The organism is Streptomyces sp. NBC_00425 (assembly GCF_036030735.1).
Taxonomy (GTDB): Bacteria; Actinomycetota; Actinomycetes; order Streptomycetales; family Streptomycetaceae; genus Streptomyces.
The window spans coordinates 9,517,036-9,538,333 of record NZ_CP107928.1 but is presented as its reverse complement, the minus strand read 5'-3'; the positions used below and the strand labels follow the sequence as shown (position 1 = coordinate 9,538,333).

General features: G+C 70.9%; 17 protein-coding genes and 2 pseudogenes. 4 read left to right on the top strand and 15 right to left on the bottom strand.

Going from position 1 to position 21,298, the window contains the following annotated elements; all coding sequences use genetic code 11:
* Positions 1–125 precede the first annotated feature (125 nt).
* Positions 126–611 carry a hypothetical protein gene (locus OHS82_RS42205; protein ID WP_328435924.1) on the bottom strand — a complete coding sequence of 162 codons (486 nt, stop codon included), beginning with the start codon at positions 609–611 and terminating at the stop codon, positions 126–128.
* Between the two features lie 166 nt (positions 612–777).
* On the opposite strand from OHS82_RS42205, the gene OHS82_RS42200 reads away from it, so the two are divergent.
* From OHS82_RS42200 to OHS82_RS42190, 3 genes are all read left to right on the top strand, one after another.
* Complete coding sequence (locus tag OHS82_RS42200) at positions 778–1,152, top strand: PadR family transcriptional regulator (RefSeq protein ID WP_057582327.1); 375 nt, start codon at positions 778–780, stop codon at positions 1,150–1,152.
* Entirely contained in the window at positions 1,149–1,745 is a 597-nt protein-coding gene (locus OHS82_RS42195; protein ID WP_057582326.1) for an HAAS signaling domain-containing protein, read from the top strand. The genes OHS82_RS42200 and OHS82_RS42195 overlap by 4 nt, the downstream gene beginning before the upstream one ends.
* 492 nt (positions 1,746–2,237) lie before the next feature.
* On the top strand, positions 2,238–3,041 hold the full coding sequence (locus OHS82_RS42190; RefSeq protein ID WP_199863933.1) for an NAD-dependent epimerase/dehydratase family protein: 804 nt from the start codon (positions 2,238–2,240) through the stop codon (positions 3,039–3,041).
* Between the two features lie 35 nt (positions 3,042–3,076).
* On the opposite strand, the pseudogene OHS82_RS43660 reads toward OHS82_RS42190, so the two are convergent.
* The 8 genes and pseudogenes from OHS82_RS43660 to OHS82_RS42155 all read right to left on the bottom strand — a co-directional run.
* Positions 3,077–3,275, bottom strand: a pseudogene (locus OHS82_RS43660) (IS21-like element helper ATPase IstB); the annotation flags it as partial.
* 173 nt (positions 3,276–3,448) lie between these two features.
* A complete protein-coding gene (gene fdhD / locus OHS82_RS42185; protein ID WP_328435923.1) occupies positions 3,449–4,306 on the bottom strand; it encodes a formate dehydrogenase accessory sulfurtransferase FdhD in 858 nt (285 codons plus the stop codon).
* A gap of 51 nt (positions 4,307–4,357) precedes the next feature.
* Complete coding sequence (locus OHS82_RS42180) at positions 4,358–5,740, bottom strand: L-serine ammonia-lyase (protein WP_057582323.1); 1,383 nt, start codon at positions 5,738–5,740, stop codon at positions 4,358–4,360.
* Positions 5,741–5,809: 69 nt separating this feature from the next.
* Positions 5,810–7,069 (bottom strand): serine hydroxymethyltransferase, encoded by a 1,260-nt coding sequence (glyA, locus tag OHS82_RS42175; protein WP_057582322.1) that lies wholly within the window; start codon positions 7,067–7,069, stop codon positions 5,810–5,812.
* Between the two features lie 92 nt (positions 7,070–7,161).
* Positions 7,162–7,338: pseudogene (locus OHS82_RS42170) on the bottom strand (FAD-dependent oxidoreductase); the annotation flags it as partial.
* A 217-nt stretch (positions 7,339–7,555) separates the two neighbouring features.
* A complete protein-coding gene (locus OHS82_RS42165; protein WP_057582320.1) occupies positions 7,556–8,689 on the bottom strand; it encodes an aromatic ring-hydroxylating oxygenase subunit alpha in 1,134 nt (377 codons plus the stop codon).
* Between the two features lie 41 nt (positions 8,690–8,730).
* Positions 8,731–9,363, bottom strand: a complete 633-nt coding sequence (locus OHS82_RS42160) for an MBL fold metallo-hydrolase (protein ID WP_057582319.1) — start codon at positions 9,361–9,363, stop codon at positions 8,731–8,733.
* Entirely contained in the window at positions 9,360–10,445 is a 1,086-nt protein-coding gene (locus OHS82_RS42155; protein ID WP_328435922.1) for an S-(hydroxymethyl)mycothiol dehydrogenase, read from the bottom strand. The genes OHS82_RS42160 and OHS82_RS42155 overlap by 4 nt, the downstream gene beginning before the upstream one ends.
* 390 nt (positions 10,446–10,835) lie before the next feature.
* On the opposite strand from OHS82_RS42155, the gene OHS82_RS42150 reads away from it, so the two are divergent.
* Positions 10,836–11,630: an IclR family transcriptional regulator gene (locus OHS82_RS42150; protein WP_057582317.1), complete on the top strand. Its 795-nt coding sequence runs from the start codon at positions 10,836–10,838 to the stop codon at positions 11,628–11,630.
* An 18-nt stretch (positions 11,631–11,648) separates the two neighbouring features.
* On the opposite strand, the gene folP is transcribed toward OHS82_RS42150, so the two are convergent.
* The 6 genes from folP to OHS82_RS42120 all read right to left on the bottom strand — a co-directional run bounded on the left by folP (position 11,649) and on the right by OHS82_RS42120 (position 21,199).
* Positions 11,649–12,473: a dihydropteroate synthase gene (gene folP / locus OHS82_RS42145; protein WP_328435921.1), complete on the bottom strand. Its 825-nt coding sequence runs from the start codon at positions 12,471–12,473 to the stop codon at positions 11,649–11,651.
* A 229-nt stretch (positions 12,474–12,702) separates the two neighbouring features.
* Positions 12,703–13,305 (bottom strand): sarcosine oxidase subunit gamma, encoded by a 603-nt coding sequence (locus OHS82_RS42140; protein WP_328435920.1) that lies wholly within the window; start codon positions 13,303–13,305, stop codon positions 12,703–12,705.
* Positions 13,298–16,561 carry a sarcosine oxidase subunit delta family protein gene (locus tag OHS82_RS42135; protein WP_328435919.1) on the bottom strand — a complete coding sequence of 1,088 codons (3,264 nt, stop codon included), beginning with the start codon at positions 16,559–16,561 and terminating at the stop codon, positions 13,298–13,300. Before OHS82_RS42135 ends, OHS82_RS42140 begins: the two co-directional genes overlap by 8 nt.
* Positions 16,562–16,572: 11 nt before the next feature.
* A complete protein-coding gene (locus tag OHS82_RS42130) occupies positions 16,573–17,805 on the bottom strand; it encodes a sarcosine oxidase subunit beta family protein (protein WP_057582314.1) in 1,233 nt (410 codons plus the stop codon).
* A 58-nt stretch (positions 17,806–17,863) separates the two neighbouring features.
* Positions 17,864–18,724, bottom strand: coding sequence for a bifunctional methylenetetrahydrofolate dehydrogenase/methenyltetrahydrofolate cyclohydrolase (locus OHS82_RS42125; protein WP_057582313.1), 861 nt, complete (start codon positions 18,722–18,724; stop codon positions 17,864–17,866).
* A 36-nt stretch (positions 18,725–18,760) separates the two neighbouring features.
* Positions 18,761–21,199, bottom strand: a complete 2,439-nt coding sequence (locus tag OHS82_RS42120) for a GcvT family protein (protein WP_328435917.1) — start codon at positions 21,197–21,199, stop codon at positions 18,761–18,763.
* Between the last annotated feature and the right edge of the window lie 99 nt (positions 21,200–21,298).

The window sequence follows — 21,298 nt, the reverse complement described above, 5'->3', positions numbered from 1 at the left end:
GCCATCGACGTCCAGGCGGGACAGGGTGCGCACCCGCAGCATCTCCCTCAGTTGGCGGACGTCGGCACCGTGATGGCGCAGGGCGCCGTTCAGCCCCCTCAGGACTGCGCCGGGGCGGCGGGGGCCTACACGACGGGAGACAGGTGCGCCATCACCACGTGGTCCGCCGCTGGATCGAACCCGAGCACCGGGTTCCCCCAGTCGCCGCCCGCAGTCATCCGCACGGGCTTGCGCAGCCGACGTCCGATCGCCCCCAGGAAACCGCACAGGATGTCCACCCCCGCCTGGCCGTGTAGTTCCCGAAGGTCGACATCGAAATCGATCTCACCCGACGACATCGGCCAGAAGTTCACCAACACGTCCTCTGCAGGCCACACCCGCAGCACGGCCGTGTCCGCATCGGCAGAACGCGACAACACCACCTCCGCCGAGGGCAACGGCACCAAGACATCGCCGTCCCGGTACTCCCACACCCAGCCGCACGACCGGACCAGGTCGAACACCGACTGCCAGTCCTCGACCGAGGCGCCCTCCACGCACACGTCCGGCAAAGCGCCCATCAGGTCCGGGTCGAAGAAGTCCTTGACGTTGTCCCACAGCAGATCCGGCATGCCGCCATGCTGCCTGCCGGTGGCACCCGACCGCAGCCTGATTCCCCTGACGAACCTCATGGAAGCCCCCGCAGAAGCAACGGGCCTCTCAGCGCCGAGGTCACGTGTATGGCCCACCGCGGGGCCCCTCTACCGTCTGCTTGCTGCGCCAGGTATCTTGCATTACATGGAACCAGGTGATTCGACCAAGCAAGCTCGGGCAGCCGCCCAGCTGCGCAAGGGCGTGCTGGAGTACTGCGTACTCGCCCTGATGCGGGATCGCCCCCGCTACGGCGTGGAACTCCTGCACGCCCTGGAGGACTCCGGTGCCCTGGCCACCAGCCAGGGCACCGTCTACCCGCTGCTCTCCCGGCTCCGCCGCGACGACCTGGTCACCACCACCTGGCAGGAATCCGCCTCGGGGCCGCCTCGCCGCTACTACGCGCTCACCGACAGCGGCCGGTCCGCACTCGACGAGTTCACCCGCGTCTGGCCCGGCTTCCGCAACGCCGTCGATGCCTTCCTGGCCACCCCGCACCCCTCCCCTGGAGACCCCGCATGAAGACCTCTGCCGACCCCATACGCGACTACCTCCGCGCCGTCGAGCGCGAAGCCTGCACACTTCCCGCCGACCGACGTCAGGAACTCCTCGCAGACCTCGCCGAACACATCGACGTGACGCGCGCCGAACGCCCCGACGCCGCGATCGGCGACGTCCTGGCCGAGCTGGGGGACCCCCGCACGATCGCGGCGTCGGCGCTGACGGAGGCGGGGAACTGGGCCGCCGGAACCTCGACTCGGGACGGTGACGGAACGCCTGCCCGGCGCGGCAAGGTCCACCCCCTGATCCCGCTGCTGCTGCTCACCCTCTCGCTGCCCTTCATGATGGTCTTCCCCGACCTGCCGGGCCCGCTGTTCGGCGTCCTGTTCCGCGTCACCGGCGCGGTACTTCTGTGCACCTCAGTGCACTGGGGCGCCGTGCACAAGACCACCGGCGTACTGCTTACGGCCGTCCTGCCCAGCGCCGTCATCGCCACCTGGAACCTCTCCAGCGGCGGCCCGGCAGGCGACACCCCCGCCCTCTGGGCCAACCTGACGATGCTCACCCTGCTGGCCGCCACGACAGCGTGGCTCTGGCGCGCCCGCCGCCCCTGAGACCTCGACTCCAGTCTGCCAATTCCAGGCGGCTCATCGCGCGGGCCCCGGGCACTTGCTCACCGTCGGTGCACAGGCTCTGTCCACTGCCCGCAGCCCGAGCAGCGTCGCCGAAACCGCCGCGATCACGAGGCAGCCCGGACGTGAGGAGTCGCCAGGCCCGACACCCTCACAGCACACCCACAGCACAGGTTGCGATGACCCCCGACGCCGCCGTCAGCAGCAGCACGGCGACGCCGAGTCCGACGCCGACGGCCGCCAGGCGGACGACGTGGCGGCTACCCGCGGGGACGGCGGCGCGAGTTCCGGATTCCCGCATCGCCCTGTGACGTCGCGATGCGGTTCGTGCTGGCGTTGGAGATCCAAGACCGTCCACGCTGAGGATCCGTCCGAGCAAGAACGGGGCTTGGGCCTCGACGAACGACGCGCAGGGGCAGGGATTGGACGTGGTGGCTGGCAGAATCGGGGCATTGTCGAGCCTGTGGGGGCGTAATGGGTCTGGGAACGGTGGCGGTCACCGGTGCGGCAGGCAACATCGGGTCTGTGATCCGGGTGGCCCTACGAGACGATGCGGATCGGCTGGTCCTGTTGGACCGTGTTCCACTCCGGGCGGAGACGGAAACGGAAGAGGTGCACGTCGTCGATCTGCGGGATGCGGCAGCTGTGGAGTCGGCGCTGACCGGTGTCGATTCGGTGCTTCACCTGGGCGGGTTGCCGGATGAGGCGCCTCTTGCCGATCTCCTGCAAGCGAACGTGTCGGGCACCCACCATGTCCTGGAAGCAGCGCGGCGTGTGGGAAGCAGACGTGTGGTGCTGGCCAGCAGTAATCGCGTCACCGGCTTCTATCCCACGGGTCATTGCACACGTCCGCTGGATCCTGCGCGGCCTGACGGTCTGTATGGCGTGAGCAAGGTAGCCGTTGAGGCCCTGGGTCAGCTGTATGCCGACAAGTTCGGCCTCTCGGTCGTATGTCTGCGCATCGGCAGCTTCGAGGAAGCGCCCACAGAACCTCGGCATCTGGCGACCTGGCTCAGCCCGCGCGACACTGTGGGATATGTCCGGGCAGCACTCAACGCCCCGCAGTCCACCCGCTTCGTCACGGCGTATGCAGTCTCCGCCAACACTCGGCGCTTCTGGGAACTCCCCGACGAGTCAGTGCTGGACTACACACCTGTCGACAACGCCGAGGCGTATGCCTCGCGCGTAACCTACGCCGAGGTTCCCGCCGATCCCTCGGCGCCTCAAGCCGGACCGTATGCGACGCCTGAATTCACGCTCAAGCACATCTGGCCCTGATTCTGGCCGGCCTGACGGCTACCAAGACCCAACCGTCAACCGGTGCTGGAGTCCTGGGCGACTGTTCGGGCTTGGGTGATGGCGAGGCTGTAGGAGACGGTGCCGATCTGGAGCAGGTTGCCGCGGAAGGAGATGCGGTCGACCATGGCCGCGCAGAGCCGGGGGCGGTGAACGTCTTGGCCGGCCGCTGAAACTCTCGTTCGAGGCGATGGCGACGCTGTCCTTCTCCTCACGGCACGGCACACGCGAGAACCGCGCCGCCGACGCTCCGGCACCGACGTTCACCGCCGAGACGTACCGCTGGACCTGGTCCCTGCGCAGCTCCTTGCCGGTAGGCCGGACTCCTGTCGGTGGAGCGGCCGCCGGCCCTCGATCGGCGCCCCGGCAGCACCGCGCGTCGAGCGGGATCACGCACCGGATGCGGCCGTGGCCCCGGCCCGCAGGTCGATGCGGTGTTCGCCCGCGTACACGTTCATGGAGCCGCCGCGCAGGAAGCCGACCAGGGTGAGTCCGGTCTCCGTGGCCAGGTCCACCGCGAGGGAGGAAGGAGCGGAGACGGCGGCGAGCACGGGGATGCCCGCCATGACGGCCTTCTGGGCGAGTTCGAAGGACGCCCGTCCGGAGACCAGCAGGACCGTTCGGGACAGCGGGAGTTCGCCGGACCGGAGCGCGCGGCCGACCACTTTGTCGACGGCATTGTGCCGGCCGATGTCCTCCCGCAGGTCCAGCAGGTCGCCGTCGGGCGAGAACAACCCGGCCGCGTGCAGTCCGCCGGTCCGGTCGAACACCTGTTGCTCGGCCCGCAATCGGTCGGGCAGGAAGGCCAGCAGGTCGGGGGTGACCCGGACCGGGGGCGTGTCGGCGATGGGCCACCGCGCCGTGGTCCGTACGGCATCGAGGCTCGCCTTCCCGCACAGGCCGCACGACGACGTGGTGTACACGTTGCGCTCCAGCGTGATGTCGGGCAGCGGCACGCCGGGGGCGAGACGGACGTCGACGACGTTGTAGGTGTTCCGGCCGTCCTGGGTGGCACCGGCGCAGTACACGATGTTCGCCACGTCCGATGCCCGGCTCACGACGCCCTCGCTCACCAGGAAGCCGGCGGCGAGGGCGAAGTCGTCGCCGGGGGTGCGCATGGTGATGGCCAGGGGCCTGCCGTTGAGACGGATCTCCATCGGCTCCTCGGCGACCAGCGTGTCGGGGCGGGTGCTCGGCGCCCCGTCCCTGATCCGCAGCACGCGCCGTCGTTCGGTGACCCGGCCCATGGCCTCACTCCCAGTTCTGTCGTCGGGGCCGCAGCCGGTGCTCCGCGGTGCTCAGCACTCGATGACGTTGACGGCGAGGCCGCCGCGGGCGGTCTCCTTGTACTTGACCTTCATGTCGGCGCCGGTCTCCTTCATGGTCTTGATGACCTTGTCGAGGGAGACATGGTGGCGGCCGTCGCCGCGCAGGGCCATGCGGGCGGCGGTGACGGCCTTCACCGCGGCCATGCCGTTGCGCTCGATGCAGGGGATCTGGACGAGGCCGCCGACGGGGTCGCAGGTGAGGCCGAGGTTGTGTTCCATGCCGATCTCGGCGGCGTTCTCGACCTGCTCGGGGCTGCCGCCCATGACCTCGGCGAGACCTCCGGCGGCCATGGAGCAGGCGGAGCCGACCTCGCCCTGACAGCCGACCTCGGCGCCGGAGATGGAGGCGTTCTCCTTGAAGAGCAGTCCGATGGCGCCGGCGGCCAGCAGGAAGCGGACGATGCCATCCTCGTCGGCGCCCGGCACGAACTCCAGGAAGTAGTGGAGGACGGCCGGGATGATGCCGGCCGCGCCGTTGGTCGGCGCGGTGACGACCCGGCCCCCGGCGGCGTTCTCCTCATTGACGGCCATCGCATACAGCGTGATCCACTCCATGGCGCGGGGCAACGGGTCCCCCTCGCTGCGCAGGGCGCGGGCGGCCGCCGCGGCCCGGCGACGGACCTTGAGACCGCCGGGGAGGATGCCCTCGCGGCCCAACCCCCGGGAGATGCAGGCCTCCATGACGCGCCAGATCTCCAGCAGGCCCGCGCGGATCTCCGCCTCGGTGCGCCAGGCCCGCTCGTTCTCCAGCATCAGCGCGGAGATCGACAGCCCGGTCTCCCGGGCGAGCCGCAGCAGTTCGTCCCCGGTGCTGAACGGATGGGGCAGTACGGTGTCGTCGAGCTTGATGCGGTCCGCGCCCGCGGCCTCCTCGTCGACGACGAAGCCACCGCCCACCGAGTAGTACGTCTTCTCCAGCAAGGGGACGCCCTCGGCGTCGTACGCGAAGAGGATCATGCCGTTGGCGTGGTACGGCAGTGACCGCCTGCGGTGCAGCACCAGTTGGGTCGAGGCGTCGAAGGCGACCTCGTGGGCGGGTCCGATCTCCGCGCCGAGCAGCCGTAGGCGCCCGGTGGCGTGGACCCGCTCGACGTCCAGGTCGGCCCGGACGATGTCGACCGTGTGCGGCTCGTTGCCCTCCAGGCCGAGCAGCACCGCCTTGGGGGTGCCGTGGCCATGGCCGGTGGCACCGAGGGAACCGAACAACTCCGCCCGTACGGCGGCGGTCTGGGCCAGCATCCCGTCCTGCTTCAACCGCCTGACGAACATCCCGGCGGCGCGCATCGGACCCACGGTGTGCGAGCTGGACGGGCCGATGCCGATCGAGAACAGGTCGAAGACGCTGATTGCCACGCCACGCTCCGTGGAGTTGAAGGGGGCGTTCCCGTCGGTGACGGCATGCCCCCTGCGGGAGGTTGTCGGTTACAGCCCGGGGTAGAGCGGGTGCTTGTCGGCGAGGGCCTTGACCCGGTTCTTGAGGGCTTCGCCGTCGTAGGACGGCTTGAGGGCTTCGGCGATGACGTCGGCGACCTCGGTGAAGTCCTCGGCGGTGAAGCCGCGGGTGGCCAGGGCGGGGGTGCCGATGCGCAGGCCGGAGGTGACCATCGGCGGGCGGGGGTCGTTGGGGACGGCGTTGCGGTTGACGGTGATGCCGACCTCGTGGAGGCGGTCCTCGGCCTGCTGTCCGTCCAGTGCGGAGTTGCGCAGGTCGACCAGGATCAGGTGCACGTCCGTGCCGCCGGACAGCACGTCGACGCCGGCCTCACGGGCGTCGGGCGTCGTCAGCCGCTCGGCGAGGATCCTCGCGCCCTCGACGGTGCGCCTTTGGCGCTCCTTGAACTCCTCGCTCGCCGCGACCTTGAAGGAGACCGCCTTGGCTGCGATGACGTGTTCGAGCGGGCCGCCCTGGAAGCCCGGGAACACCGACGAGTTGAGCTTCTTCGCGAACTCCTTGCTCCGGGCGAGGATGATGCCGCCGCGGGGGCCGCCGAGGGTCTTGTGGGTGGTGGAGGTGACCACGTCCGCGTACTCGACCGGGTTGGGGTGCAGCCCGGCCGCGACCAGCCCGGCGAAGTGGGCCATGTCCACCCACAGGTAGGCCTCGACCTCGTCGGCGATCCGGCGGAAGGCGGCGAAGTCCAGCTGACGCGGGTAGGCGGACCAGCCCGCGATGATCACCTTCGGGCGGTGCTCCTTGGCGAGCTGCTCGACCTCGTCCATGTCGACGAGGCCGGCGTCGTCGACGTGGTAGGGAACGACGTTGAACTGCTTGCCGGAGAAATTGATGCGCATGCCGTGGGTGAGGTGGCCGCCGTGGGCCAGATCCAGGCCGAGGATGGTGTCGCCGGGCTGGGCCAGGGCGAACAGCGCGGCTTGGTTCGCTGAGGCGCCGGAGTGCGGCTGGACGTTGGCGTACTCGGCGCCGAAGAGGTCCTTGACCCGGTCGATCGCGATCTGTTCGGTGACGTCGACGTGCTCGCAGCCGCCGTAGTAGCGGCGGCCGGGGTAGCCCTCGGCGTACTTGTTGGTCAGCACCGTGCCCTGGGCCTCCATGACGGCCACCGGAGCGAAGTTCTCCGAGGCGATCATCTCCAGGGTGGACTGCTGGCGGTTCAGCTCGGCGTCGACGGCGGCGGCGACCTCGGGGTCGAGGTCGTGCAGGGACTGGTTGAGCAGGGTCATCAGCGGTCTCCTGTGCGGGTTCCGGAGGGAGGAGGGAGAGCGGGGACGTCACGAGCGGGCGCTCAGGACACGGCGACCGCGGCGGCGGGGACGAGCGCGTCGGCGTCGATGTCGCCCTTGAGGAAGTCCTTGGACAGCGGAGGGCGGTCGTAGGGGGTGTGGCGCTCCTCCCCCACGACGACGATCTCGCCGTCGTAGCCTTCTGCGCGCAGCGCGCGGACCGTGCTCAGGCCCGCCAGTGACGCACCGACGACGGTGATGCTCCTCATGCGGGCTCCAGACGAAGGGGTGTCTCACATGGCACAACGACACGCGTTATGTGCAACATGGTTTCGGTGGAATTCGGGAGTGTCAAGGGGGCGGACCACTGATCTGTTCCTCATGGCGACAGGGGTTGCGGGGAACACAACGACCCAGCCCGGGCCCGCCCACCTGCCGGAGGGACCGGAGCGGCAGGTGGACGGGAGTTCGGGAGACGGGACCGGGTCAGTGCGCGGGTCCGACGTCGAGCTTGTTCTGGAGCCAGGTGTGGAACTCGCCGATGTGGTGCTCGCTGGGCACCAGCACACCGCCCTTGGCGTACGCTTTCGAGCTCATCGCCGGCTGGGTGCGCTCACAGGCGTCGAAGTCCTGCTGGTTCACCCGGTGGAACAGCTCCACCGAGCGCTCCACGTCCTTGCCGCTTTCCACGACGTGCGGCAGATACAGCCAGTCGCACTCGACGATCGTGCGGTCGGCCGCCATCGGGTACATCCGGTGGAAGATCACATGGTCGGGGACGAGGTTGATGAACACCTGCGGCCGCACGGTGATCGCGTAGTAACGACGGTCCTGGTCCTCGGCCACCCCCGGAATACGGTCCAGACCCTCCGAGCCGTCGACCGTGAACCCCCGCACCTCCTCACCGAACTCCGCGCCGTGGCCCACGTAGTACTGGGCCGCGTAGCCGTCGGCGAACTCCGGCAGGACCTCGGTCAGTTCCGGGTGGATCGTGGCGCAGTGGTAGCACTCCATGAAGTTCTCGATGATGAGCTTCCAGTTCGCCTTCACGTCGTACGTGATCCGACGACCGACGGACAGATTGTCGATGTCGTACCGCTCGATCGACTCGACGTCGCCCAGGCGCTCGACGACCGCGCCCAGGACGTCCGCCTCGAAAGACGGCGGCTCGTCGGCGAGGCACACCCACACATAGCCGAGCCACTCCCGCACATGGACGTTGATCAGGCCGTACTCGGTCCGGTCGATGTCCGGCATCGAGGTCAGGTTCGGCGCGGCGACCAGCTTGCCGTCCAGGCCGTACGTCCAGGCGTGGTACGGACACTGGAAGGCCCGCTTCACCTCGCCCGACTCCTCGGTGCAGAGCTTGGCCCCGCGGTGCCGGCAGATGTTGAGGAAGGCCTTGACCGACCCGTCCCGGGAGCGGGAGACGAGGACGCTCTCACGTCCGACCTGGTACGTGCGGAAGGCGCCGGGTTTGGCCAGCTCGGAAGCGCGGGTCACGCAGAACCACATGGCTTCGAAGACCCGCTCCTGCTCCTGGGCGAAGACTCCGGGGTCCGTGTAGTACTCGCCGGCCAGCGTGGGGATGAGGCTGGGGGGCAGGTTCGTGAGGGTCATCGAGTCACCTTCGGGGAATTCGTGATGCGGTGGCGGGCGGTTCAGTGGCCGCGGGCGATCCAGTCGGCGAGGTGGGGCGCCTCGGCCCCGATCGAGGTGGTGTCGCCATGACCGGTGTGGACGGTCGTGGCGGCGGGGAGCGTGAGCAGCCGGTCCCGGACGGAGGCGATGATGGTGCCGAAGTCCGAGAAGGAGCGGCCGGTGGCTCCGGGGCCGCCCTGGAAAAGGGTGTCGCCGGAGAACAGGGCGTTCAGTTCGGGCGCGTGGAGGCAGACCGCGCCGGGCGAGTGGCCGGGGGTGTGGAGCACCGTCAGCTCGACGCCTGCGACGGTCAGGGTCTCGCCCGCGACCAGTTCCCGGAAGTCGGGCGCCCCCTCGCCGTGCGCCATCTTCCACAGCACCGTGTCGGCGGGGTGGAGCAGGATGGGCGCCCCGTGGCGAGCGGCCAGGGCCGGGGCGGCATTGACGTGGTCGTTGTGGGCGTGGGTGCACACGACGGCGACCAGGCGGCGGTCACCGACGGCGGCCGTGATGGCGTCCGCGTCGTGTGCGGCGTCGACGACGAGGACCTCCTCGTCGTCGCCGATCAGCCAGACGTTGTTGTCGACCTCCCAGGCGCCGCCGTCCAGTTCGAAGGTGCCGGAGGTGACGATGCGCTCGATGCGGGCGGTCACAGGACCACCACCGAACGCAGGACGTCGCCGTGGTGCATCTTGGCGAACGCGGCCTCCACGTCGTCCAGGCCGATGGTCTCGGTGACGAACTCACCGAGGGCGAAGCGGCCCTGGAGGTAGAGGTCGATCAGGGCGGGGAAGTCGCGGGAGGGCAGGCAGTCGCCGTACCAGGAGGACTTCAGCGCGCCGCCGCGCCCGAAAACGTCGAGCAGGGGCAGGTCGAGGGTCAGCTCCGGCGTGGGGACGCCCACCAGGACGGCGGTACCGGCCAGGTCGCGAGCGTAGAAGGCCTGCCTGAAGGTCTCGGGGCGGCCCACCGCGTCCACGACGACGTCGGCGCCGAAGCCGCCGGTGAGTTCACGGATCGCCTCGACGGCGTCGGTCCTGGAGGAGTCGACGGTGTCGGTGGCGCCGAACCGCTCGGCCCACTTCAGCTTCCGCTCGTCCACGTCGACGGCGATGATGCGGCCGGCGCCGGCGACCTTGGCGCCCGCGATCGCGGCCATGCCCACCCCGCCGCAGCCGATCACCGCGAGGGAGTCGCCGCGTCCCACGCCGCCGGTGTTGACCGCGGCGCCGAACCCGGCCATCACACCACAGCCGAGGAGGCCGGCGGCGGCGGGCGCGGCCATGGAGTCCACCTTGGTGCACTGTCCGGCGGCGACCAGGGTCTTCTCGGCGAAGGCGCCGATGCCGAGGGCCGGGGAGAGCGGGGTGCCGTCGGCCAGGGTCATCGGCTGGGTGGCGTTGTGCGTGGCGAAGCAGTACCAGGGCCTGCCCCTGCGGCATGCCCTGCAGGTACCGCAGACGGCGCGCCAGTTGAGGATGACGAAGTCGCCGGGGGCGACGTCGGTGACGCCCTCGCCGACCGACTCCGCCACGCCCGCGGCCTCGTGGCCGAGCAGGAACGGGAACGTGTCGTTGATCCCGCCCTCCCGGTAGTGCAGGTCGGTGTGGCAGACGCCGCAGGCCTGCACGCGCACCAGCGCTTCTCCTGGGCCGGGGTCCGGCACCAGGACGGTCTCCACCGAGACCGGGGCGCCCTTCTTGCGGGCGACGACGGCGCGTACCTCGTGTGTCACGGTCGATCTCCTCGTCGAGGTGCGGCCGAATCCGTGCTTCGGCCGGATGTGCGGGATGGCGGGAGGACGCCGATCGCTCCCCGAGAGCCGTCGGCGAGGTGGGGGGCGGGAGTGTCTTCGTCGGCCCCCGTAAGGATCCTGCGGCCGAGCCGCCGGCCAGAGTTTTATATAGCGCAACCGACATCGCTATGAGCAACGATGAGCAAACTGTCTCCTTGCGGGCACTCACTGTCAAGAGGTCGCCCTCGCCCACTTGCCCGCTCCCGTTCGGCGCCGCGGTCTTCCCCTGACGGGAGCGGCCGTGCGACCATGCGGGCGACCGGTTCCAGCCAGGGCCGCCCTGCACCGCGAACCCCTCGGGACCTCGGTGAGACTGCGTATAGTTGCACCATGAGCAACCACGCCGCAGAGGGCGCAACAACGGGCTCGGTGAACGGTGTGCAGTCCGTCGACCGCGCCGTCAGCGTTCTGGAGATTCTCGCCCGGCGCGGCGAGGCCGGTGTCAGTGAGGTCGCCGCCGAGATCGACGTCCACAAGTCGACCGCCTTCCGCCTCCTCGGAGCGCTGGAAGCACGCGGGCTGGTCGAGCAGAGCGTCGAGCGGGGCAAGTACCGGCTCGGCTTCGGCATCGTGCGGCTCGCCGGCGCCGTCACGGGCAGACTCGACATCACCCAGCAGGGCCGACAGGTCTGCGAGCGGCTCAGTGAGGAGATCGGCGAGACCGTCAACATCGCGGTGCTCCAGGAGCACTACGCGGTCAACCTCCACCAGGTACGCGGGCCGGGCGCGGTCGGTACCCACAACTGGGTCGGCCAGCTCACCCCCGTGCACGCCACCTCCAGCGGCAAGATCCTGCTGGCCCACCTGTCGGAGCGGCGGCGCGCCGAGGTGCTGGAGGCGTCCGGACTGCGCAAGCTGACACCGCACACCCTGACCGCCAGGACGAAGCTGGAGAAGGACCTCACCGAGGCACGCGAGCTCGGCTACGCGGTGACGCTGGAGGAGCTGGAGCTCGGGCTGCACGCGATGGCGGCCCCGATCCGCTCCCGCGAGGGCGAGGTCATCGCCGCGCTCAGCGCCTCCGGCCCGGCCTACCGCTTCACCGAGGAACGCATGCGCGAACTCGCGCCCGTGCTGACGCAGGGGGCCGAGGAGATCAGCCGCAGGATGGGCCATCTGGGCTGACCGCCCACGAAAGGACGCTCAGCCCAGCGGCACCCGCGCCGCCGTCGCCTCGACGCCCCAACGGGCCGTCACCCGCACCGCGTCCAGCGTCGAGGCGACGTCGTGCACCCGCAGGCACCAGACGCCCTGTGCGGCGCCGAGCACGGACACGGCGGTGGTCGCGGCGTCACGGTCCCGCGCCGGACGCGGTTCCCCGGTCGTCCGGTCGGCCAACAGACGCCCCAGGAACGCCTTGCGGGACGCCCCCAGCAGGACGGGACGACCCAGCGCGCGGAACTCCCCGAGACGGCCCAGCAGCTCCCAGTTGTGCTCGGGCGCCTTGGCGAAGCCCAGTCCGGGATCGACGATCAGCGATCCGGGCGGGACGCCCGCCTCCAGGGCGGCGTCGATCCGCAGCCGCACTTCGCCGAGCACCTCGTCGACCACGTCGCCGTAGACGGCGTTCGCCTGCATTCCGGCGGAGTGGCCACGCCAGTGCATCAGCACGTACGGCACGCCCGCCCGCGCCATCAGGGGCAGCATCCCGGGATCGGCGAGGCCCCCCGAGACGTCGTTTACCAGCCGTGCGCCCGCCTCCAGGGCGCGGGCTGCGACCTCGGCCCGCATGGTGTCGACGCTGACGACCGCGCCCTCCGCCGCGAGCACCCGGACGACGGGCAGCACCCGTCGCAGCTCCTCCTCGACCGGTGGGCGCACCGCGCCGGGGCGGGTCGACTCACCGCCGACGTCCACGATGTCCGCACCCTGCTCCAGCAGGGCGAGCCCGTGCGCCACGGCAGCGTGCCCGGCGAACGACAGCCCGCCATCGGAGAACGAGTCCGGCGTGACATTGACGACGCCCATGACCAGCGTCCGGCCGGGCCGGGGAAGCCCGTGCGGATGCCGATCCGGCGTGCCCGGATACGAGGGTCTGCCGGTGACGGGGGCCGTGACGATCACTGGTGTCCGACTTTCGACGCGCTGACAGGACGGCGCGGGCAGGACGTGGTCGCCTCCCTGCCGCACACAGCCCCGCGGGAGCCCCTCACCGGAGCTCCCGCGGGGGTGACGGGATCGCCCCCGCCGGGGTGACTCAGACGTACTCCGTCGCCGCGTCGAGCAGCCAGTCCGCCAGATACCCGGCGAACGACGAACGGACCAGGACCCAGAAACCGGCGCTGGGCTCCTCGCGCGCCACCAGGACGACCTGGGTGCGACCCAGGGTCGTCTGGGCGCAGCGGCCGGAACCGAAGGCCCTCGGATGCAGGTCCAGCGAGCAGCCATGAGCCAGCAGGCCACGGGCTCCCGCGCCGGCGACGAGGACCGTGGTGCGCTGCGCGGAGACGTCGGTGACCGAGACCGGCTCCTCTCCCGCGGCCTCCCGGATCCGGCTCTCCAGTTCGCGCTCGCCGCCCGGCGGCCCCACGAGCAGCCACTCGTCGGGGCCGAGCCACAGCGCGGTCAGCTCCCCCGCGCGGACGACGGTGTCGGGCTCCAGGGGAAGCTGGAGCCCCAGCGCGAGGCCGACGGCGTCGGCCGCCGCCCCTTTCGCGTCGAGACGCACGTCGAGCTGGGTGAGGAAGGGGAGTTCGGCCAGCCGGATCGTGCCCCCGCTGTCCCGGGTGGCGGTGGCCAGACGATCGGCGGCCTGGGACAGCGGGCTGCGGGGCCGGGAGGTCAGGGCGGTGTCAGCCATCGCGGCGGGCTCCCTCGGGGTCGTAGAGGACGGGGCTCGCGACGGTCACGGGGACCAGTCGGTCGCCCACGGGGGCGTACAGCCGCTCGCCGATGCGGTCCCGGCCGCCCTTGACCAGGGCGAGCGCGAAGGTCCGGCCGAGGGCGGCGCTGCGGTAGCTGGAGGTGACATGGCCGAGCATCGGGACGGGCGGGGCCGGCAGCACACTGTCGGCGACCAGATGGGTGCCCTCGGGGAGGAAGGCGGCCGGGTCCTCGGGAAGCAGACCGACCAGGTGCTTGCGGTCGGGTCGGACGGTGTCGGGGCGGGTGTAGGACCGCTTGCCGATGAAGTCGGGCTTCTTCTTGGAGACCGCCCAGCTCATGCCGAGGTCCTGCGGGGTGACCGTGCCGTCGGTGTCCTGGCCGATGATCGGGTAGCCCTTCTCGGCGCGCAGGACGTGCATGGTCTCGGTGCCGTACGGGGTGATGCCGTACGGGGCGCCGGCCTCGTACAGGGCCTCCCACAGGGCGAGGGCCTCCCACGGCGACACGTTGATCTCGTAGGCCAGTTCACCGGAGAAGCTGATCCGGCAGACCCGGGCCTCGATGCCCGCGACGGTCGTCTCGCGCCAGGCCATGAACGGGAAGTCCTCGTTGGCGACGGCGAGCCCCGGTGCGAGGGAGCCGAGCACCTCACGAGACCTCGGACCGACCAGGGCGACCGTGGCCCACTGTTCGGTCACAGAGGTGCAGTGGACTTTGAGTTCGGGCCACTCCGTCTGGAGCCACTCCTCCATCCAGTCGAGCACGGCGGCCGCGTTGCCGGTCGTCGTGGTGACCAGGAAGCGGTCCCGGTCGACCCGGATGACCGTGCCGTCGTCGAAGACCATGCCGTCGGGGCGGCACATGACGCCGTAGCGGATCATGCCGACCTTCAGGGTGCTCATCATGTTGGTGTAGAGCCGGTCGAGGAAGACACCGGCGTCCGGGCCCTGCACGTCGATCTTGCCGAGGGTGGAGGCGTCCATGAAGCCCACGCCCTCGCGGGTCGCGGCGCACTCGCGCAGCACCGCGGCCTCCATGTCCTCGCCGTCCTGCGGGTAGTACCAGGGACGCTTCCACTGGCCGACGTTCTCGAACAGCGCCCCGTGCCCGACATGCCACTCGTGGAGCGCGGTCGTGCGGACCGGGTCGCTCAGCACGCCCCGGTCGCGGCCCGCGAGGGCGGCGAACGAGACCGGGGTGTACGGCGGGCGGAAGGTGGTCGTGCCGAGGGCCGAGACGTCCACGCCGAGCAGTTCGGCGACGGCCCCGCTCGCCAGCACACCCGAGGTCTTGCCCTGATCGTTGGCGGTGCCAGCCGTGGTGTACCGCTTGGTGTGCTCCACCGAGCGCAGACCGGCGCCGGTCGCGCGGGCCAGATCGGCCACCGTGACGTCACGCTGGAGGTCGACGAACCGGGGAGCGTCCGACTCGCCCGGGACGACGTACACATGCATCGCCGGTGTCGGCCGCGGCTGCGCCGCCACGGCGGGGAGGCGCGGCTCCAGGGGCGTGTACCCCTCGGCCTCGATCGCGCGGGCGCCGGCGGCGGCGCCCTGGGCGAGGACGGCGGCCGGGTCGAGGACACCGCTCGCGCTGCCCACCACCTCGACGGCCTGGCGACCGGTGTCGGGCACGAAGGAGCCCAGCGTCTCGTCGTGGCGCAGCTTGCCGCCGGACTGGCTGAACAGGTGCGCCGCAGGGTTCCAGCCGCCCGAGACCAGCAGCAGGTCGGCGGCGAACTCCCGCCGCCCGGCGGACTCGCCGTACGGGGCGACGGTCACGGCGGTGAGGCGGGACCCGCCCTGCGTGCCGGTGACGGCGTGCCCCGCCAGGACCTCGATGCCGGCGGCCGTGGCGCGCTCGGCCCACTCCCCCGGTTCGGGGCGGGTGTCGACGATCGCCGCGACGGCCAGGCCTGCCGAGGCGAGGTCCAGGGACGCCGCGTAGGCACTGTCGTTGGTGGTGAACACGACCGCGTGGCGGCCGGGCAGGGCCCCGTGGCGGTTGACGTGGGTGCGCGCCGAGGAGGCCAGCATCACGCCGGGGCGGTCGTTGTCCGCGAAGGCCAGCGAGCGTTCGTGGGCGCCGGTGGCGAGGACGACGCGGCGGGCGCGGATGCGCCAGACGCGTTCCCGGGAGACGTTCTCGGGGGCCGCGCCGCCGAGGTGGTTGGTGCGGCGCTCCACGGCGAGGAGGTGGTTGTCGTCGTAGTAGCCGAAGACGGTCGTACGGCGCAGGACCCGGACCTCCGGGGCGGCGTCGAGCAGGTCGGCGGTCTCCCCCACCCAGTCGAGGTGTTCGGCGGTGCCGAGGAGGCTGCCGCCGAGCTCCGGCTGGTCGTCGGCGAGGATGACGCGGGCGCCGCTGTTCGCCGCCGCCGCTGCGGCGGCGAGGCCTGCCGGGCCCGCGCCCACGACCAGGAGGTCGCAGTGCGCGTGCACGGCGTCGTAGCGGGCCGGGTCGGGTTCGTTGGCGAGGCGGCCCTGGCCGGGGAGGCTGGTGGCGACCAGGCCGTCGTAGAGCTCGACGGTGGTCGCGGGGAGCATCGGCTCGGGGAACGGGGCCTCGATCTGGATGACGGCGTTGGGTTCCTCGACGCCGGCGGAGAAGACGCCTCGGGGGCGGCCGAGCTTGATGCTGGTGCCCGCCTGGATGACGCCGTTGGCGAGGAGGGCGGAGGCGAGGGTGTCGCCTCGGTGGCCCTGGTACTCCGTGCCGTCGAAGGTGAAGGTGAGGAGGGTGTCGCGGTCGATGCGGCCTCGGGTGGGGTGACGGTACGGCTGGGTCGTCTCGCCTCCGCTCCTGCACGTCCCGTCCGTGCGGGCTGCGCCCCAGGCCCCCCCTTCGGCCTGAACGGCCTCGCCCTCAAGCTCCCCCAGAGGGGGGACCCCCGTACGGGCTAGGACATCCCGACCGGCGTCAAGAGGCGCAGCCGAGATCGCCGGCCTCGGTTCCGGGGTTTCCGGGCGGTCCTCGCCCGAGCGGTACACCGACAGGATCTCGTTCGTCGAGGTATCGCGGACCGCGTTGAACCAGCGGCGGCAGCCCGCCGCGTGGCTCCAGCGCTCGGCGAAGGGGCCCTTGGTGTTGTCGCGGAAGAAGAGGTAGCGGGCCCACTCCTCGTCATGGAGGGCGGAGGGGGTCTCGGGGTAGGCCACGTGGGCCTGGCCACCGTAGTGGAACTCGGCCTCGTCGCGGGGCCCGCACCACGGGCAGGGGATGAGCAGCATGGTTGGGCTCCCTAGTGGGCCACCGCGGCCGCGCCGTGCTCGTCGACGAGCGCGCCGGTGGTGAAACGGTCGAGCGAGAAGGGGGCGTTGAGGGCGTGCGGGGTGTCGTGGGCGATGGTGTGAGCGTAGACCCAGCCGACGCCCGGGGTGGCCTTGAAACCGCCCGTTCCCCAGCCGCAGTTGAGGTAGAGGTTGTCGACGGGGCTGAGCCCGATGATCGGCGAGGCGTCGGGGCTGACGTCGACGATGCCGCCCCAGGTGCGCAGGACGTGCGCGCGGGCGAAGATCGGGAAGAGCTCCAGGGCCGCGGCCATCTGCTCCTCGATGATGTGGAACGCGCCGCGCTGGGTGTACGAGTTGTACGCGTCGATGCCCGCGCCCATCACCAGCTCGCCCTTGTGCGCCTGGCTGACGTACACATGGACGGCGTTGGACATCACGACCGTCGGGTGCACCGGCTCCAGGAGCTCGGAGACCAGGGCCTGCAGCGGATGGGACTGGACGGGGAGCTGGATGCCCGCCATGGCGGCGAGGACCGAGGTGTGGCCCGCCGAGCAGAGCGCGACCTTGCCGGCCGCGATGCGGCCCCGTGTGGTCCGGACGCCGACGACGCGGTTGTCGACCACGTCGAGGCCGGTGACCTCGCAGTTCTGGATGATGTCGATGCCGGCCGCGTCGGCGGAGCGGGCCAGGCCCCAGGCCACGTGGTCGTGCTTGGCGATGCCGGCGCGCGGCTGGTAGGTGGCGCCCAGCACCGGGTAGCGCACGTCCTGCGAGATGTTGACGATCGGGCAGACTTCCTTGACGCCGTCGGCGTCGAGCCACTCCGCGTCCACCCCGTTGAGGCGGTTGGCCTCCACGCGGCGGACGCTGTCGCGGACGTCCTGGAGGCTGTGCGCGAGGTTCAGCACACCGCGCTGGGAGAAGAGGATCGGGTAGTCGAGCTCCTCCTCCAGTCCCTCCCAGAGCTTAAGGGCGTGCTCGTAGATGCCGGCGCTCTCGTCCCACAGGTAGTTGGAGCGGATGATCGTGGTGTTGCGGGCCATGTTGCCGCCGCCGAGCCAGCCCTTCTCCAGCACCGCGACATTGGTGATGCCGTGGTTCTTCGCCAGATAGTGGGCGGTGGCCAGGCCGTGTCCGCCGCCGCCGACGATCACTACGTCGTACGACTTCCTGGGCTCGGGGTCACGCCACAGCCAGTCAGGGTGCTCGGGGAGTTCTGCGCCGGGGGTGCGGGGGCTCATCGGACGTCTCCGTCTTCCGAAAGGTACGGATACTGCGGGTGCTGGGGGACGTGCGCGTTCATAGGGCGGTGGCGTTCCTCTCGGCGGCCTCGACGACGTTGGCCAGCAACATCGCGCGGGTCATGGGGCCCACCCCGCCGGGCATCGGCGCGATCCAGCCGGCGACCTGGGCGGCGTCCGGGTGGATGTCACCGACCAGGCCCTGGTCGGTGCGGGTGATGCCGACGTCCAGGACGGCCGCGCCGGTGCGCAGCATGTCCTTGGTGATCAGCCCTGGCGAACCGGCCGCGGCGATGACGATGTCGGCCTCGCGGGTGTGCCAGGCCAGGCCCTTGGTGCCGGTGTGGCACAGGGTCACGGTGGCGTTCTCGGAGCGGCGGGTGAGCAGCAGGCCGATGGGGCGGCCGACCGTGATGCCCCGGCCGACCACGCAGACCCGGGCGCCGGCGATCGGTACCCCGTGGCGGCGGAGGAGTTCGACGATGCCGCGCGGGGTGCACGGCAGCGGGGCGTCGACGCCGAGGGTGAGCCGGCCGAGGTTGACGGGGTGCAGTCCGTCGGCGTCCTTGGCCGGGTCCATGCGTTCCAGCACGGCGTTGGCGTCGAGGTGGCGTGGCAGCGGGAGCTGGACGATGTAGCCGGTGCAGGCCGGGTCGGCGTTCAGCTCGTCGATCACGTCCTCGACCTGCTGCTGGGTGGCGTCGGCGGGCAGGTCGCGGCGGATGGAGGCGATGCCGACCTGAGCGCAGTCGCGGTGCTTGCCGCCGACGTAGGCGCGGCTGCCGGGGTCGTCGCCGACCAGGACCGTGCCGAGCCCCGGCGGGCGGCCGCCGGTGGCGGTCAACTTGGCCACGCGCTCCGTGAGTTCGCGGCGGATGTCGGCGGCGGTGGCCTTGCCGTCGAGCAGCTGTGCGTTCACCGGCGGTGTTCCTTCCCTCTTCGGTCGTGGCCGGGATCAGCCACGGAGGCGGGACATGGTGGGGTCGAACAGGGGCTCCTCGGTGACGACCGCCTCGACGCGCTGGTCGAAGTAGCCGATGTGCAGCACGGTCCCGGGAGCCGTGAGCTCCGTCGGGAGCCAGGCGTAGGCGATGCCCTTGCCGATGGTGTAGCCGTAGGCGGCGCTGGTGACGTAGCCGACCGGCCGGTCGCCGTCGAAGACCGGTTCCTTGCCCAGGACGACCGACCGGGGGTCGTCGATCACGAGGCAGGACAGCTTGCGCCGGACGTTCTCCTTGCGGCGCAGCAGTGCGGGCTTTCCGATGAAGTCGTCCTTGTCGAGCTTGACGGCGAAGCCGACGCCGGCCTCGTAGGGGTCGTGCTCGTAGGTCATGTCGGTGCCGAAGGAGCGGTAGCCCTTCTCCAGGCGCAGGCTGTTGAAGGCGCCGCGTCCTGCGATGACGCCGCCGAGGGGCCGGGCCGCCTCCCACAGGGTGTCCCAGAGCTTCTGGCCCTGGTCGGCGGTGGTGTAGATCTCCCAGCCGAGTTCCCCGACGTAGCTCAGGCGCATGGCGGTGACGGGCACCGAGCCGATGTAGGCGGGCTTGGCGCGGAAGTACTTCAGGCCGTCGTTCGAGAAGTCGGTGTCGGTGAGCGGCTGCAGGACCTTGCGGGCGAGCGGCCCCCACAGGCCGATGCAGCAGGTGCCGGGGGTGATGTCGCGGACCTGGACGGTGCCGTCGGCGGGGAGGTGGCGGGTGATCCAGTCCAGGTCGAGGTTGCCGTTGGCGCCGATCTGGAAGGTGTCGCGGGCCAGCCGGGCGACGGTGACGTCGCTGCGGATGCCGCCGTCGTGGTCGAGGAAGAGGGTGTAGGTCACCGAGCCGACGGATTTGGCGACCTTGCCGGTGCACAGGCGCTCCAGGAGGTCGGCGGCGCCGGGGCCGCTCACCTCCAGGCGCTTGAGAGCCGTCATGTCGTACATCGCGACGGTCTCGCGGGTGGCCTGGGCCTCGGCGCCGACGATCGGCGACCAGAACCGCGCGGCCCAGTCGCCCGGGGTCGGGATGCTGCGGCCGTCCACGAGGGGGGCGTTGGCCTCGTACCACTGCGGGCGCTCCCAGCCGTTCGCCTCCAGGAAGAAGGCGCCGTGCTCCTGCTGGCGGGCGTGGAAGGGGCTGGTGCGGATCGGGCGCGGGTCCCCGGACGGCTGGAGGGGGTGGAGGATGTCGTAGACCTCGACGAAGTTCTGGCAGTCGCGGGCCAGGACGTACTCCGGGGAGAGCTGGTGCGGCTCGAAGCGGTTGAGATCGCACTCGTGCAGGTCGAAGGAGGAGCAGTAGCCGTCCACCAGCCATTCGGCCATGGCGCGTCCCACGCCGGCGGAGTGGGTGACCCAGACCGCCTCGGCGACCCAGAAGCCCTTGACGTCCCGTGACTCGCCGAGGAGGGGGAAGTTGTCGGTGGTGAAGGAGAACAGGCCGTTGATGCCCTCCTCGATGTCCGCCTCCTTCGTGGCGGGAAGGAGCGCCTGGGTCTCGGTCCAGGCGTCCGCGAAGTCGTCCTCGGTGAACTTCAGGATCGACGGCATGTCGTCGGCCTCGTCCACGGAGAGAATCTCGTCGGCGGTGATGGGCATCGGGCGGTGGCCGTAGTAGCCGATGCCGATGCCGTCGAAACGGTCGCGGTAGTAGAGGTCGGCGTCCTGGTGGCGCAGGATCGGCCGAATCGCCTCCTCGGTCTGACCGGCGAGGGCCGGGATCGGGCCGGTCCAGGCGAGTTGGTGGGCGAGCGGGGTGAGCGGGAGGTTCATCCCGGCCATGCGGGCGATCTTCGGGCCCCAGATGCCGGCACAGCACACGACGATGTCCGCCGGGATCTCACCCTGGTCGGTCAGGACGCCGGTGACCTCGCCGTCCGCCTTCAGGACGTCGAGGACCTCGTGGCGGGGCAGGAAGGTCACGCCGCGCTCGGTGGCCCGGCGGATCTGGGCCTCGACGGCGAGGACGGCCTTGGCTAGGCCGTCGGTGGGCACGAGGAGGCCGCCGAGGATCTTGTCGGGGTTGACCAGCGGGTGCTGCTCGAGGCATTCGTCCGCGGTGAGCAGGCGGGCCTCGATGCCCCAGGCGGTGATCCAGCCGTGGCGGCGCCGCAGTTCGGTCAGGCGCTCGGGAGTGGTGGCCACTTCGAGGCCGCCGACCTGGAGGAAGCAGGGCTTGCCGTCCACGTCGAGGGAGCAGAACTTCTCGACGGTGTACTGGGCCAGCTCGGTCATCGTCTTGGAGGAGTTGGTCTGGAAGACCAGTCCGGGGGCGTGTGAGGTGGAGCCTCCGGTGGCGGGCAGCGGGCCCTGGTCGACCACGGTCACCTCGGTCCAGCCTCGCGCGGAGATCTCGTCCGCGAGAGCCGCTCCCACGACTCCCGCTCCGATGATGACCACTCGGGGTCCCGCCATCGCCGCACCTCCGGTCTGTTGATCAGCCGAGCCGATCGAGTTGCTGTTTACGCAACGCGGTTCAGGTTGCGCAACTCAATGTGCCTTCCGCGCAGGTGG